Origin of the sequence: Collimonas pratensis (assembly GCF_001584185.1) — a bacterium.
GTDB classification, from domain to species: Bacteria; Pseudomonadota; Gammaproteobacteria; order Burkholderiales; family Burkholderiaceae_D; genus Collimonas; species Collimonas pratensis.
Map to the genome: position 1 here is coordinate 3,838,811 of NZ_CP013234.1, position 14,759 is coordinate 3,853,569.

The 14,759-nt window shown below is 60.4% G+C and carries 11 protein-coding genes; 2 read left to right on the forward strand and 9 right to left on the reverse strand.

Features of this window, described 5'->3' with window-relative positions; genetic code table 11:
• Window positions 1–21: 21 nt before the first annotated feature.
• Window positions 22–963, forward strand: coding sequence for a LysR family transcriptional regulator (locus tag CPter91_RS17170; RefSeq protein WP_061942313.1), 942 nt, complete (start codon window positions 22–24; stop codon window positions 961–963).
• A gap of 19 nt (window positions 964–982) precedes the next feature.
• Here CPter91_RS17170 and CPter91_RS17175 read toward each other — a convergent pair whose 3' ends face one another.
• Window positions 983–2,359, reverse strand: coding sequence for a serine hydroxymethyltransferase (locus CPter91_RS17175; protein WP_236905845.1), 1,377 nt, complete (start codon window positions 2,357–2,359; stop codon window positions 983–985).
• Between the two features lie 181 nt (window positions 2,360–2,540).
• Between CPter91_RS17175 and CPter91_RS17180 the strand changes: the two genes are divergently transcribed.
• Window positions 2,541–3,929 carry an aminotransferase-like domain-containing protein gene (locus CPter91_RS17180; protein WP_061942314.1) on the forward strand — a complete coding sequence of 463 codons (1,389 nt, stop codon included), beginning with the start codon at window positions 2,541–2,543 and terminating at the stop codon, window positions 3,927–3,929.
• A gap of 16 nt (window positions 3,930–3,945) precedes the next feature.
• On the opposite strand, the gene CPter91_RS17185 is transcribed toward CPter91_RS17180, so the two are convergent.
• From CPter91_RS17185 to CPter91_RS17220, 8 genes are all read right to left on the reverse strand, one after another.
• A complete protein-coding gene (locus CPter91_RS17185) occupies window positions 3,946–4,737 on the reverse strand; it encodes an SDR family NAD(P)-dependent oxidoreductase (RefSeq protein WP_061942316.1) in 792 nt (263 codons plus the stop codon).
• Window positions 4,738–4,768: 31 nt separating this feature from the next.
• Window positions 4,769–6,346, reverse strand: a complete 1,578-nt coding sequence (locus CPter91_RS17190) for an aldehyde dehydrogenase (NADP(+)) (protein ID WP_061942318.1) — start codon at window positions 6,344–6,346, stop codon at window positions 4,769–4,771.
• 32 nt (window positions 6,347–6,378) lie between these two features.
• Entirely contained in the window at window positions 6,379–7,374 is a 996-nt protein-coding gene (gene araD1 / locus CPter91_RS17195) for an AraD1 family protein (protein ID WP_061942320.1), read from the reverse strand.
• 95 nt (window positions 7,375–7,469) lie between these two features.
• The gene (locus CPter91_RS17200) at window positions 7,470–9,215 is read right to left on the reverse strand and encodes an IlvD/Edd family dehydratase (protein ID WP_061942322.1); all 1,746 of its coding nucleotides are present in this window, start codon (window positions 9,213–9,215) and stop codon (window positions 7,470–7,472) included.
• A gap of 64 nt (window positions 9,216–9,279) precedes the next feature.
• The gene (gene mmsB / locus CPter91_RS17205; RefSeq protein ID WP_236905846.1) at window positions 9,280–10,503 is read right to left on the reverse strand and encodes a multiple monosaccharide ABC transporter permease; all 1,224 of its coding nucleotides are present in this window, start codon (window positions 10,501–10,503) and stop codon (window positions 9,280–9,282) included.
• A gap of 1 nt (window position 10,504) precedes the next feature.
• Window positions 10,505–12,046 (reverse strand): multiple monosaccharide ABC transporter ATP-binding protein, encoded by a 1,542-nt coding sequence (mmsA, locus tag CPter91_RS17210; RefSeq protein ID WP_061942326.1) that lies wholly within the window; start codon window positions 12,044–12,046, stop codon window positions 10,505–10,507.
• A gap of 199 nt (window positions 12,047–12,245) precedes the next feature.
• Entirely contained in the window at window positions 12,246–13,304 is a 1,059-nt protein-coding gene (chvE, locus tag CPter91_RS17215; RefSeq protein WP_061942328.1) for a multiple monosaccharide ABC transporter substrate-binding protein, read from the reverse strand.
• A 506-nt stretch (window positions 13,305–13,810) separates the two neighbouring features.
• A complete protein-coding gene (locus CPter91_RS17220; RefSeq protein WP_061942330.1) occupies window positions 13,811–14,701 on the reverse strand; it encodes a LysR family transcriptional regulator in 891 nt (296 codons plus the stop codon).
• Window positions 14,702–14,759 lie beyond the last annotated feature (58 nt).

Below are 14,759 nucleotides of genomic sequence, written 5' to 3' on the forward strand. Positions count from 1 at the left end.
AAACCAACTAAAGAGACGACCATGTCCACCAACGACACCAACTGGTTTCTGCGCGCCCGCCTGAAAACCCGCCAGCTGCTCCTGCTGATCGCGCTCGACGAGGAACGCAATATCCACCGCGCCGCCGAAGCGCTTAACATGACCCAGCCGGCCGCTTCCAAGCAGCTCAAGGATCTGGAAGACATGCTGGATGTGCTGTTGTTCGAGCGGCTGCCGCGCGGCATGCGGCCGACCATCTACGGCGAAGCCATGATCCGCCATTCACGCATGGCGCTGACCAGCCTGTCGCATGCGCATGACGACATCACCGCGCTAAAGTCCGGTCTGTCGGGGCAGGTGAATGTCGGCGCCATCCTGTCGCCCGGCATGGTGTTGCTGCCGCCGGCGATTGCGCGCCTGAAGCAGCAGGCGCCGATGCTGCGCATCGGCGTCGAAGTCGAGAGCAGCAACATCCTGCTGGAGCGCTTGCAGCGCGGTTCGCTGGACTTCCTGGTGGCGCGCATCATGGACCAGGATGACAACCGCAACCTGGAATATGAAGAACTGTCGGACGAACCGGTATGCGCAGTGGCGCGGGTCGACCACCCGCTGCGTCATGTCTCCAACCTGCAGCTGAAAGATATCGCCGACAGCGGCTGGATCCTGCCGCCGAAGGGCAGCATCCTGCGGCACCGGGTCGAGATGATGTTCCACAAGGAGGGTCTGGCGCCGCCGGCCAATGTGGTCGACACCACGGCGATCCTGGTGATCAGCAGCCTGCTGCAGCAGACCGATTTCCTGCATGTGATGCCGGCCGAAGTGGCGCGCTTTTATGTACAGGTCAATGTGCTGGCGATCCTGCCGATCGAACTGCCGTGCAAGATGGACGGCTTCGGCATCATCACCCGGCGCCTGCAAATCCTGTCGCCGGGCGCGACCATCCTGCAGCAAACAATACGCGACGTCGCTGCGCAGATTTACTGAGGGCCGTCAGGAAATAGGACTACGCCGCAGGCGGCAAGCCGTTCTCAAAACAGTAATACAGGGTCTGGTACTGGCGCCGGTAGTCGACTACGTCCTGCTGTACCTTCTCCACCGGCTCCTTACGCAACAGCACGCGCGCAAAGAATTCGGCGATCTCATCCATCTGCGTTTCCCGCATGCCAAGCCGCGTCACTTCGATGCTGCCGATGCGCAAGCCGCTCGGACGGTCCCAGTCGCTGGCGGCGTCGCCCGGAATCAGGTTCTTGTTGGTGATCAGGTTGGCGCGCGCCAGCTGGTGCGCCACTTCCAGGCCGCCGCCGAACTGGCGGACGTCGGCAATCACCTGATGCGTCTGGCTGTAACCGCGGCTGGCGCCGATCACCGGGATGCCGCGTTGCTCCAGCGCCCGCGCCAGCGCCTGCGAATTGCTGACGATCTGCGCCATATACACCTGGCCGAATTCGATCATCTCCGCCGCCGACACCGCCAGCGCCGCTACCCGATTCACCTGGTGGGTAGCCGCCAGCACCGGGAACACTGCCCATGCCAGCCGTTCGGTAATGGCAGGATCGTTCCAGGCCATGATGCCGCTTTGCGGGCCGCTCCAGGTCTTGCCGGCGGAACCGGTCAGCACTGCCGCGCCTTCGCGCAGCGGATCCTGGAACTGGCCGCCGGCGATCAATCCCAGCTGGTGGGCGCCGTCGAAAAACAGCTTGCCGCCCCAGGGCGCGATGATCTCGCTGATCTCCTTGGCCGGCAGCGGGAACAGCGTCATCGACATGCCCAGCGTGACCAGCTTCGGCTGGTATTGCTGCGCGGCGCGGCGAAAAGCATCGAGATCGATTTCCAGTTCCGGGGTAAAAGGGATGTCGATGATATTCAAGCCGCGTACCCCCGCCGGACCGTCGGCGCGGTTGCTGGAGTGGCCGCCGAAGGGTTGCGGCGCCGTCATCACGGTGTCCCCGGGCTGGGTCAGTGCGGTATACACCGCGAGGTTGCCGATCATGCTGGCGCACAGGCGATGATCGGCATACTCGGCACGCAGCGCGCGCTTGAGCAGCTCCATGCACAAGGATTCCACTTCATCGATATGGCGGGTGCCGGCGAACCAACGGTTGACTGGCCCGATATGCCCTTCCGCCGCGCGCGTGCCTATCTCTGCGGACAGCAAGCTGCGCACGGTAAGACTGGTGGGTGCTTCCGGCGCCAACAGGTTGAGGCATTGCTGGCCGCGCCAGATCTCATTGCGCTTGACCGCCGCCGACACTTCCTGCGCCATTTCACGCACATTTTTGCAAGCATCGAGTACTTGCGCCGCGCTTCTCAAGGTAGCGGCATCATGCACCTGGGGCTGCGGTTCCATTGCGGGAAAATGATCTTGCTGTCTGGCGTGCATGCTGTTCTCCTTGAGGTGCGTCAAGCGGATGGAACGGCCAAGATATGGCTGCCTGGATGGAAATATATCGCTGGCGCCGGCGCTGCCGTCAAACACTTGCGCACTTTGTCGTCGAACAGTACGCACAGTGAGCGCAAGTGTTCGATAATCAAGCCATCTCACGCCCGTCATGGAGCGCCGTATGCCGCCGATTGGACTAGATCCCCACTCTCCGCTGCCGCCACAACAGCAACTCTGCCGCCTGCTGCAGCAGGCCATACAACAAGGCCAGCTGGCGGCCGGCAGCAAGATGGCATCGATACGGGCACTGGCGGCGCAACTCGGCATCAGCCGCTACGCGGTGCTGGCGGCGTATGAAGAGCTGGCCGGGATGGGCTTGCTCAATCCGCGCCACGGTTCTGGCTACTACGTGCGGATCAACGCCACGCCGCCGCGGCAAGCCAGGCCGGCGCACCTGGATCAGGTATTGGATGTCGCGCTGCTGATCCGCGGCCTGGTGGAACCCAACAATTTGCTGAAATGCGGCAGCGGCGCCCTGCCCAAGGAATGGCTGCAAGGACTGGATTTGCACCGGCATTTGCGCAGCGTCGCGGCGCGCCCCGGCGCCAATGTATATTGCTATGGTTCGGCGCTGGGTTATGCGCCCTTGCGCGATGTGCTGCAGCAAAGACTGGCGCGACGCGGGATAGACTGCAGCGCCGAGCAGATCCTGCTGACCGCAGGCAGCACCCATAGCCTGGAACTGCTGATCCGCTGTTGCTGCGCAACGGGCGATACCGTGCTGGTAGAAGCGCCCGGTTACTACAATCTGTTCAGCCTGCTGCATTTGTCGGGGATGGCGATGCAGGCCGTACCGCGCCAGGCTGACGGGCCGGATCTGGACGCACTGGAAAGCCTGCTGCGCGGCGGCTTGCGGCCGCGCCTGTTTTTCATGCAATCGCTGCTGCACAATCCGACCGGCAGCTCCCTCAGCTGGAGCAAAGCGCACCGGCTGCTGCGGCTGGCAGAGAATTACGACTTCACGATTGTCGACGATGATATCTACAGCGATTTCGCCACGGATCAGGCGCCAAGACTAGCCAACCTGGACGGCTTGCAACGGGTGGTCTATCTTTCAGGTTTCAGCAAAACCATTTCCTCCGACCTGCGGGTCGGCTATATCGCGGCGGCTGCACCCTTGCTGCAGACCCTGGCCAGGGTCAAGCTGATGATCAGCATCACTACCTCGGAATTCATCGAACAGGCGATCTACCAGGTGCTGACGCATGGCCATTACGAGCGCCACCTGACGCAGTTGCGCAAACGCGTTGGAGAAGGCCAGGACAGCATGCGCCAGCTGCTGTCCACATGCGGCTGGCACACGTTCGCAGCAGCAACGCAAGGCATGTTCATCTGGTGTCGTCATCCGGCCGGCAAGGACTCTCTGCTGCTGGCGCAGGAAGCGGCGGCGGCCGGCTTCTGGTTCGCACCGGGCAGCGCCTTCGATCCCGATCATCAGCCCAGCGCCTGGCTGCGCTTTAACGTCGCTTACGATACGCCGGAATTACGCGCCTGGCTGAGCACAATCTGACAGCAAGCACCAGCAATCAGGCCCAGCCGGCGTCGACGATGAATTCCTGGGCGGTGCACATGGCGCTGTCGTCCGCCGCCAGGAACAGCACCATGCGCGCCAGGTGCCAGGGTTGCAGCTTGCCGGGCAGGCACTGGTTGCGCTTGATGTCTTCCTCGCCGGCGGCATCCAGCCACAGGGCGACCTGCCGTTCCGTCATCACCCAGCCGGGCGAGACCGTATTGACGCGGATATTGTGCGGCCCGAGGTCGCGTGCCAGTCCACGCGTCAGCCCCACCACTGCCGCCTTCGCCGTCGTGTACACCGGATAGCCGCCATTGGACAAGTGCCAGCTGATGGAACTGAGATTGATGATCGAACCGCCGCCCTTTTTTTGCATGCCAGGCGCCACCGCCTGGCAAGTGAAAAACATCGGCCGCTGGTTGATGGCGATGCGGTCGTTCCAGTAGTCGACAGTGACATCCTGCCACTGATGGCGCTGGTCGTTGGCGGCGTTGTTGACCAGCACATCGAAATCGCCGAGCTCTTGCGCCATGGCTTGCATGGTGGCCTGCAGGGCAGCGATATCGCGGATATCGCAATGGCGGAACAAGGGCATATGCCACCCGTCAGCTGCCAGGCGCTGGCACAAGGCTTCGCTGGCTGCGGTTTCAATATCGACGAACGCCACCCTTGCACCCTGTTCTGCAAAGGCGCTGACAATCGCTTCTCCGATGCCGCTGCCGCCGCCAGTGATGAATACGCTCTTACCATTCAAGCTGGGGAAATGCGCCAGCTTATCGCTTCCAACATTCTTTACCGCCGACATGTCCACTCCTGTGTGATGCGGATAGATCCGCTTATTTCTTCAACTGTCCGTTAATGCGCTGCCAGATCGCCAGCGGATTGCCATCCTGTATTGCCGCCGGCAACAGCGCCTGCGGCAGGTTCTGGTAGGACACCGGGCGCAGGAAGCGCTGGATGGCGGCAGTGCCGACCGACGTGCCGCGGCTGTCCGAGGTGGCCGGGAAAGGGCCGCCATGCACCATCGAATAGGAAACCTCGACACCGGTAGGAAAACCGTTGGCGAGGATGCGGCCGACCTTGCGTTCCAGCACCGGCAGCAGATTGCGCGCTAGCGCATGATCGCCGTCGCTCATCTGCAGGGTGGCGGTCAGTTGCCCTTCCAGCCGTTCGGCCACTTCATGCATCTGCGCCACATCCTTGCAAGCGATCAGCAGGGAGGCCGGACCGAACACTTCTTCCGATAACTGTGGATCGCTCAGGAAATCTTCCGCGCTGGCAGAAAACAGGGCCGGCACGCCCTTGCCGCCGGTCTCGCTGGCGATGCCATGGCTGAGCTGACGTGCATGGCGGTTGCCCGCCAGGCGGCCGACGCCCTGTTCATAGGCGCGCTGGATACCGGCCGACAGCATGGTACCGGCATGCCGCTGCGCCAGCTGTTCGGCGGCCGTTGCGCTGAAACGTTCCAGGTCCGGTCCCGCCAGCGCCAGCACTAGCCCTGGATTGGTGCAGAACTGGCCGACCCCGAGCAGCAGCGAATCGACAAAGCCGGCTGCAAGCGCCTCGGCCTTTTCCGCCAATGCATGCGGCAGCAGGAAAACCGGGTTGATACTGCTCATTTCCGCATACACCGGAATCGGCTGTGGACGTGCGGCAGCAACTGCCATCAACGCCAGTCCGCCCTGGCGCGAACCGGTAAAGCCGACTGCCTGGATCGCCGGATGGCGCACCAGTTCCGCGCCAAGCTGGTTGCCAACGCCGGTCAGCAATGAGAACACGCCTTCCGGCAAGCCGGCCTCGGCCACCGCGCGTTGAATCGCCCTGCCCACCAGTTCCGAAGTACCGGGATGGGCCGGATGCGCCTTGACCACCACCGGACAGCCGGCCGCCAGCGCCGCCGCGGTATCGCCGCCGGCGACCGAAAACGCCAGGGGAAAATTGCTGGCGCCGAATACCGCCACCGGCCCCAGGCCGATCATGCGCAAACGCAGATCGACGCGCGGCAATGGCTGGCGTTCCGGCAAGGCGGGATCGATGCGTGCCTCCTGCCATGAACCTTCGCGCAGTACTTCCGCAAACAATCTGAGCTGGCCGACGGTGCGGCCGCGCTCGCCTTCCAGGCGTGCCCTGGGCAGGCCGCTTTCCTGCATGGCGCGTTCGATCAACTGGTCACCCAGTTCAATGATGTGGTGTGCGATGCTTTCCAGGAAACGCGCACGGGTTTCCGGATCGGTAGCGCGGTATGGATCGAAAGCAATGCGCGCCAGTTCGCAGGCACAATCTATTTCGGCTTTGCCGGCGGTATGGAAAGCGGGCTCGAGATCCTTGCCGGCAGCCGGATCGAACGCAAAAAAATCGGCGCCCGCGCCTTTAATGCATGAGGCGCCGATCAGCGATTCGCCTGTGATATTCATGATGTTCCCGGAATGTGAATGTAGTCGATAACTTAAAGCTGATGGATCTGCGGCGCCGGCACCGTCTCCAGCGCCAGCTTGTTGCGCAAGGGCGGCCCGAACGCGGCGACATCGATTTCAAAGGTTTCGCCGAGCGCCACCTGGATGCCGTCGGAACAGCTCAGGGTGGCGGTGCCGAAGAAATGGATGTGCACATCGCCCGGGCGACGGAACAGCGGATACTTGAAATGATGGTATTCCAGGTTGGCGACCGTATGCGACATATTGTCCTCGCCGCTGACGAAAGGCTTTTCCCAGCGCACCTCGCCGCGGCTGTCGCGGATGCGCGACATGCCCGCCACGTGCGGCGGCAAATCGCCCACCAGCAGGGCCGGTCCTACCGCGCACACGCGCAGCTTGGAATGGGCCAGGTACAGATAGTTCTGACGCTCGGTGACATGGTCGGAAAACTCGTTGCCGATGGCAAAGCCAAGGCGGTATGGCGCACCGTCCGGGCCGATCACGTACAAGGCTGCGATCTCCGGTTCTTCGCCGCCATCCAGCGCGAACTGCGGCATGCCCAAAGGCTGCTCGGCGGCACGTACGATGCTGCCGTCGCCCTTGTAGAACCATTCCGGCTGGACGCCGGTCTGGCCGACCGCCGGCTTGCCGCCTTCCAGGCCCATGCGGAACATCTTCATGCTGTCGGTCAGCGTGTCGGCATCGCCGAGTTTCTTGTGCATGGCGTCGCGGCCGTCAGCGCTGCCGAGATGCGTGAGTCCGGTGCCGGTGACATAGCAATGCGCGCTGTCGCCATGGTCAAGCGGCGGCAGCAGGCCTCCGGCTTGCGCTATCGCGGCGTAGTCCAGCACAGTGGGGCCCAACGCGGCATCGACTAGCTTTTTCAGCGTGCTGTGAGCGGCTATCGCCGCCTGCGCCAGGTTGTAGGTCGAGGCATAGCCCTCGATCACGCGGATCTTCCTGCCCTCGTCTTCCAGGACGCCGATGCGGCGCTGGCCATCGGCCTGCTTGAATTGAAGCAATAACATGTACTTCTCCAGTGTCGTAGGGTGGGCACGCTTTTGTGCCCACGCGGATATCAAAACAGCGTGGGCACAAAAGCGTGCCCACCCTACAATTGCAATTAGTGAGAATGCTTAGGTACAGCAGAGCCGCGGCAACCAACCAGGAAGTCGAAATCGCAGCCTTCGTCGGCTTGCAGTACCCGGTCGATATAGAGGCGCTGATAACCGCTGTGGGCAGTCACCGTCTCCGCATTGACGGCCTCCCGCGCGACCTGGCGCTGCGCCATTTCGGCATCGCTGATATCCAGGTGCAAACGCCCCGCCTCGCAATCCAGCTCGATCCAGTCACCGTCTTCGACGATCCCCAGCGGACCGCCGGCGGCCGCTTCCGGCGCCACGTGCAGGACCACGGTGCCGTAGGCGGTGCCGCTCATGCGGGCGTCGGAAATGCGCACCATGTCCTTGATGCCCTGCGCCAGCAGTTTCGGCGGCAACCCCATGTTGCCGACTTCCGCCATGCCGGGATAGCCTTTTGGACCGCAGTTCTTCATGACCAGCACCGAACTCGCATCCACTTCCAGTTCCGGATCGTTGATGCGTTTCTTGTAATGGTCGAAATCCTCGAACACCACGGCCTTGCCGCGATGTTTCATCAGCTCCGGCGTCGCCGCCGATGGCTTGAGCACTGCGCCGCGCGGCGCCAGATTGCCGCGCAGGATGCAGATGCCGCCGTCGGCGATCAGCGGCTTGTCGATCACGCGTATCACCTCATCGTTATAGATAGGCGCTTCCTGGTTGTTTTCCCACAGCGTCTTGCCGTTCACCGTCAATGCATCCTTGTGCGGCAACAGGTCGGCCTCGCCGAGACGGCGCAACACACCTGGCAAGCCACCGGCGTAATAAAATTCTTCCATCAGGAAGCGGCCGGAGGGCTGCAAGTCGACCAGGGTCGGCGTGCCGCGGCCAATGCGGGTCCAGTCTTCCAGTTCCAGCGGCACGCCGATGCGGGCGGCGATAGCTTTCAGATGAATCACGGCATTGGTCGAGCCGCCGATGGCGGCATTGACGCGGATAGCGTTTTCAAATGCTTCGCGCGTCAGGATCTTCGACAAGCGCAAGTCTTCCCACACCATGTCGACAATGCGCATGCCGGACATGTGCGCCAGCACATAGCGGCGCGCATCGACCGCCGGGATCGCCGCATTGTGGGGCAAGGAAGTACCCAGGGCTTCGGCCATGCAAGCCATGGTGGAAGCCGTACCCATGGTGTTGCAGGTACCGGCCGAACGCGACATGCCGGATTCGGCCGCCAGGAATTGATGCATGCTGATCTGGCCGCCCTTTACCGCTTCGCTCAGTTGCCAGACGGCGGTGCCGGAACCGAGGTCCTTGCCTTCGTGCTTGCCGTTCAACATCGGCCCGCCGGTCACTACGATTGCCGGCACGTCGCAGCTGGCGGCGCCCATCAGCAAAGCCGGCGTGGTCTTGTCGCAGCCGACCAGCAGCACCACCGCATCCATCGGATTGCCGCGTATCGATTCTTCTACATCCATGCTGGCCAGGTTGCGCGTCAGCATGGCGGTCGGACGCAGGTTCGACTCGCCGTTGGAAAATACCGGGAATTCGACCGGGAAGCCGCCGGCTTCAAAAATGCCACGCTTGACGTGCTCAGCGATCTTGCGGAAGTGGGCGTTGCAAGGCGTCAGTTCGGACCAGGTATTGCAGATGCCGATGATCGGCTTGCCCTGGAACTCATGATCCGGAATACCCTGGTTCTTCATCCAGCTGCGGTACATCATGCCGTTCTTGTCGTTGCTGCCGAACCATTCTGCCGAGCGCAGCGGGCGTTTTTTATCGACTGTCATCTGTGGCTTTCTCGTGAATTATGCGTGCTTATTTGCGTGCTTATATATGCGCCGATTACTACGTTTACTTGTTCTTGTTGTAGACGTCTACAAATACGGCCGCCAGCAACACCAGACCCTTGATCACCTGCTGGTAATCGATGCCGATGCCCATGATCGACATGCCGTTGTTCATCACGCCCATGACGAAGGCGCCGATGACCGCGCCCATGACCTTGCCGACGCCGCCGGAAGCCGAGGCGCCGCCGATGAAGCAGGCAGCGATCACGTCCAGCTCGAAGCCGGTGCCGGCCTTGGGCGTGGCGGTATTCAGGCGCGCCGCGAATATCAGACCGGCCAGCGCCGCCAGCATGCCCATGTTGATGAAGGTATAGAACGACACCCTGGAAGTCTTGATGCCGGACAGCTTGGCCGCCTTCTCGTTGCCGCCGACCGCATAGATACGGCGGCCGATGGTGGTGCGGTTGGCGACGAAGGTGTACACCACCATCAGCAGGAACATGATGATCAGCACGTTCGGCATGCCCTTATAGGACGCCAGCAGATAGCTGAAGAAAATGATGACGCCGGCGAAGATGGCGTTCTTCAGGATGAAGAACAGATACGGTTCATCTTCCATGCCGTGCTTGCTTTGCTTGGCGCGCGCACGCACCTTGACCACGATCATGATCGCCGCCACCACTACGCCGACCAGCAAGGAAGTGATGCGCATGTCAGTGGCGTTGAACAGATCGGGGATGAAGCCGGAGCTCAGCATCTGGAAATCGTCCGGGAAGGGGCCAATCGATTGCCCTTGCAGCAGGGCCAGCGTGAGGCCCTTGAACACCAGCATGCCGGCCAGCGTGACGATGAAGGACGGGATCTTGAAAAACGCCACCCAATAGCCTTGCGCCGCGCCGATCACGCCGCCGGCCAGGATGCACAGGATGCTGGCGAGGACGAAATTGACGTGCAGGTTAACGATCAGCACCGCCGCCAGTGCGCCGATGAAGCCAACCACCGACCCCACCGACAGGTCGATATGACCGGCCACGATCACCATCAGCATGCCAAGCGCCATGATGACGATGTAGCTGTTCTGCAGCACCAGGTTGGTCAGGTTGAGCGGCTCCATCAGGGTGCCGTTGGTCATGTACTGGAAAAACGCCATGATCGCGATCAGCGACATCAGCATGCCGTATTCGCGCATATTGTTTTTCAGGAAACCGGCGTACTCTTTCTTTTCCAGCGTGGGCTGGGGCTGGGCCCGGTTTTCACTGGCTGCCGGCGCTACGATATCGTTGTTCATTTCAGTTGTCTCCATCATTCTTTACATTCCTTACTATCGCGCGCATGATTTTTTCCTGCGACGCTTCCGCCGCCGTCATCTCGCCGACGAAATTTCCTTCGTTCATGACGTAGACACGGTCGCACATGCCAAGCAGTTCCGGCATTTCCGACGAAATCATGACGATGCATTTGCCTTCGCTGGCCAACTGGCTGATGATGGTGTAGATCTCGTACTTGGCGCCGACGTCGATGCCGCGCGTCGGCTCATCCAGTATCAAGACATCCGGGTTGGAAAACAGCCATTTGCTGAGAACCACTTTCTGTTGGTTACCGCCGGACAGGTTGAGCACTTTCTGGAAGACGTTGGAACAGCGGATCTTCAGCTGGCGGCGATAATCCGCGGCCACCGAATATTCGCGCCCTTCGTCGATCACGGTCTTGTCCGCGATGCCATCGAGATTGGCGAGCGTAATATTTTTCTTGATGTCCTGGTCGAGGATCAGGCCGTAGCCCTTGCGGTCTTCGGTGACATAGGCGATGCCGTTGTCGATCGCTTTCTGCACTGTGCTGACATCGATTTCCTTGCCGCGCAAGAAAACCTTGCCGCTGATGCGCTGGCCATAGGCGCGGCCGAAAATGCTCATCGCCAGCTCGGTGCGGCCGGCGCCCATCAGGCCGGCGATGCCGACAATCTCACCCTTCCTGACATGGAAATCCACGCCCTTGATCACTTGCCGTTCCGGATGGATCGGATGATGCACACGCCATTGCTTGACCTCGAAGATGGTCTCGCCGATCTGTGGGCTGCGCTTGGGATAGCGGTCGGCCATCTCGCGGCCGACCATGTTCTGGATGATGCGGTCTTCGCTGATCACTTCCTTGTGACAGTCGAGCGTATCGACGGTGCTGCCATCGCGCAGGATGGTGATCGAATCGGCGACCTTGGAAATTTCATTGAGCTTGTGCGAAATCAGGATCGAGGAAATACCTTGCGCCTTGAGTTCCAGCAGCAGGTCCAGCAAGGCGTCGCTGTCGCTTTCGTTGAGGCTGGCGGTCGGTTCGTCCAGGATCAGCAGCTTGACTTGCTTGGACAACGCCTTGGCGATTTCAATCAATTGCTGCTTGCCGACGCCGAGATTGGTGATCAAGGCGCTAGGCGATTCCTTGAGGCCGACTTTGGCCAGCAGCTCCTTGGTCTTGGCGTAGGAGACTTCCCAGTCGATCACGCCATGGCTGGCCTGTTCGTTGCCAAGGAAGATGTTCTCGGTGATGGACAGCAGGGGCACCAGCGCCAGTTCCTGATGGATGATGATGATGCCGCATTCTTCGCTGTCGGCGATGCCTTCGAATTGTCTGGTCTGGCCTTGATAGTGGATATCGCCGGTGTAAGAACCATGCGGATAGACCCCGCTCAGCACTTTCATCAAGGTTGATTTGCCGGCGCCGTTTTCGCCGACCACGGCGTGGATCTCGCCGCTGCGTACTACCAGGTTGACATTGTCTAATGCTTTGACTCCCGGGAATGTCTTCCCGATCCCGCGCATTTCCAGGATAGTTTCCATCTGTGTTACCTCACTTGCGGGAAGCTCTGCCAGCCGGTTGCGCGGCTGACTGAGTCTCCCTTACCTGATACAACGCACAGCGACCATGACAGCAGCGCCGGCGCCTGACAAACGGACCTTGCAACGAGACGCTGCAAGGTCCGGCCAAACAAGATCTTCTGAGTTTCGCCCCGTCGCCTTGAAGCGCTGGGGTCGATTCTTATTTGATCTGGCTCTCAGTGTAATAACCGCTGCCGATCAGCACCGGCTTCCAGTTGGAAGCATCGACGCTGACTGGTTTCAGCAGGTAGGAAGGAACCACCTTGACGCCATTATTGTAGGTCTTGGTATCGTTGACGGTCGGAGTTTTTCCGCTCAGCTCGGCATCCACCATGCCCGCAGTCACCTTGGCCAGTTCACGCGTGTCCTTGAATACGGTCTGGCGCTGCTCTCCGCGCAGGATCGATTTCACCGAAGGGATCTCAGCATCCTGGCCAGTCACGACCGGCATCGGTTGCTTAGGCGTGCCGTAGCCGACGCCTTTGAGCGACGACAGGATGCCGATGCTGATGCCGTCATATGGCGACAGCACAGCGTCCACGTGGGCGTTGCCGTAGTAGGCGCTGAGCAGGTTATCCATGCGCGCCTGGGCTACCGCGCCATCCCAGCGCAAGGTCGAGACCTTGTCCATGCCGGTCTGCTTGCTGCGCACCACCAGCTTGCCCTTGTCGATGTAAGGCTGCAGCACCGACATCGCGCCGTTGTAGAAGAAGAAGGCATTGTTGTCGTCGGCCGAACCGCCGAACAGTTCGATATTGAACGGGCCCTTGCCGCCCTTCAGGTCGAGCGCTTTTTCAATATAACTGGCTTGCAGCACGCCGACCTGGAAGTTGTCGAAAGTCGCGTAGTAATCGACGTTCTTGGAATTGCGGATCAGGCGGTCGTAAGCGATGATCTTGACGCCTTTGTCGGCGGCCTTTTGCAGCGCATTGGTCAGCGTGGTGCCGTCGATCGCAGCGATCACCAGGACTTTGACGCCCTTGGTCACCATGTTCTCAATCTGCGCCAGCTGGTTAGGGATATCGTCCTCGGCGTATTGCAGGTCGGTCTTGTAACCCTTTTCCTTGAACACCTTGACCATATTATCGCCATCGGCGATCCAGCGCGCCGAGGATTTAGTCGGCATCGAGATACCGATCAGGCCCTTGTCCTGCGCGCTGGCGTGAGTCACCAGGCCGAACATGCCTATCATCAATCCAACAATCGTCGTTTTAATCATTTTCACAGCTTGTCTCCTTGAGTTATTTTGATTTTCTATCAGAACATGGTGAAGCGACTGCTACTGCATGGTGGGTCCGGTTTGCGCGGGAAGCTGTGCTGGCAAGACATCATATTTTCCAAACAACAATTCCGAAACTGTCAATATAGACCTTTCCTGGTGGATTTCCTCGCTATCTTACGAACATCACTGATATCAAACAAATGAATTTTTTCATTATTTCGATATCTATTTCGATATTACTACATAGAAAATAAATTGTCTCCGGATGCCCTTGCAAGGCCGTTCCCGAGAGAACAAATACCGAAGCCAGTGTAAAAACACTTGGCTGGTCTTACTAATCACTTTTTAATTTGGATTGATATCGGTTTTGATATCAGTAGCGCGAAGATTTTTTGAGTTTCGCGGCCAGCATGCGTTTCAAGGCGAAATGCCTTTCCTATGCCGACGGCAATTTCCTGCCGGCGCCAACGGAAAATTTGAAATGAAGGAAAATCCCGGGCGGCTCAGGACCAGCCGCGGCAAAAAGCCAGGAACTGCATCAGCCGCAGCGACAATATCTTGTGCTTGCTATGGATCAGGTAAAAATGCCGGTGCAAGCGCGGCAGCGAAGTCTTCAGTTCCACCAGCCGCCCGCTTTGCAGGAAGTCCGCCACCACCGCATGCGACAGGCAACTGATGCCGAGGCCGGCAGCGGTAGCATGCTTGATCGCTTCCGAATTGCCGAACTCATAGCTTTGCTGCAGATAATGCAGGTGCGGCAGCAAGGCTTGCTCGACCGCTTCGCGCGTGCCGGAACCCGGTTCGCGCAGCAACCACTCGGCCGCACGCAGCTGCGCCACACCCAGTTTCTTGTCGCCGCCGGCCAGAGCATGCTGCGGCGATGCCACGATCAGCAGTTCGTCGATCATCCACGGCTCCACCTGCAGGTCAGCGGCATGGCTGGGGCCCTCGATGAGACCGACGTCGACCTCAAAATTGACCACGGCGGCGACGATGTCGGCAGTATTGGCGATCGTCACGCGTACCTGTAGTTCGCTGTGCTGATGACGGTAGGAAGCGATCAGCGACGGCAGCAGGTAGCTGCCGATGGTGGTGCTCGAACCTATCTGCAGGCCGCCTCCTTGCGCCATGCCCGGCATCAGAAACTGCTGCTCGATGGTCTTGGCGCCATCGACTACTTGCGCCGCCTGCGGCAGCAGCAGGCGGCCGTTGTCGTTGAGGATCAGGCGCTTGCCGACGCGATCGAACAAGCGGCAGTCGAGCAGGTTTTCCAGCTCGTTGAGGGCGGCGCTGGTGGCCGACTGCGACAAGGCGACCTGCTCCGCCGCCGCGGTGGTGCTGCCGGACTGGGCCACGGCCAGGAATATCTGCAATTGGCGGATGGTGAGACGCATCTCGGATGACCTTGGTAACGGCGAGGGAACGCAGGATTGCGAAGGGAAATCGCAATCT

What these genes read in the sequence shown, in the direction of transcription:
- CPter91_RS17200 (WP_061942322.1), bottom strand. Translation starts at nt 9,215, where the DNA reads ATGACAGTCGATAAAAAACGCCCGCTGCGCTCGGCAGAATGGTTCGGC.
- CPter91_RS17175 (WP_236905845.1), bottom strand. Translation starts at nt 2,359, where the DNA reads ATGCACGCCAGACAGCAAGATCATTTTCCCGCAATGGAACCGCAGCCC.
- CPter91_RS17190 (WP_061942318.1), bottom strand. Translation starts at nt 6,346, where the DNA reads ATGAATATCACAGGCGAATCGCTGATCGGCGCCTCATGCATTAAAGGC.
- CPter91_RS17185 (WP_061942316.1), bottom strand. Translation starts at nt 4,737, where the DNA reads ATGTCGGCGGTAAAGAATGTTGGAAGCGATAAGCTGGCGCATTTCCCC.
- mmsA (WP_061942326.1), bottom strand. Translation starts at nt 12,046, where the DNA reads ATGGAAACTATCCTGGAAATGCGCGGGATCGGGAAGACATTCCCGGGA.
- chvE (WP_061942328.1), bottom strand. Translation starts at nt 13,304, where the DNA reads ATGATTAAAACGACGATTGTTGGATTGATGATAGGCATGTTCGGCCTG.
- mmsB (WP_236905846.1), bottom strand. Translation starts at nt 10,503, where the DNA reads ATGAACAACGATATCGTAGCGCCGGCAGCCAGTGAAAACCGGGCCCAG.
- araD1 (WP_061942320.1), bottom strand. Translation starts at nt 7,374, where the DNA reads ATGTTATTGCTTCAATTCAAGCAGGCCGATGGCCAGCGCCGCATCGGC.
- CPter91_RS17170 (WP_061942313.1), top strand. Translation starts at nt 22, where the DNA reads ATGTCCACCAACGACACCAACTGGTTTCTGCGCGCCCGCCTGAAAACC.
- CPter91_RS17180 (WP_061942314.1), top strand. Translation starts at nt 2,541, where the DNA reads ATGCCGCCGATTGGACTAGATCCCCACTCTCCGCTGCCGCCACAACAG.
- CPter91_RS17220 (WP_061942330.1), bottom strand. Translation starts at nt 14,701, where the DNA reads ATGCGTCTCACCATCCGCCAATTGCAGATATTCCTGGCCGTGGCCCAG.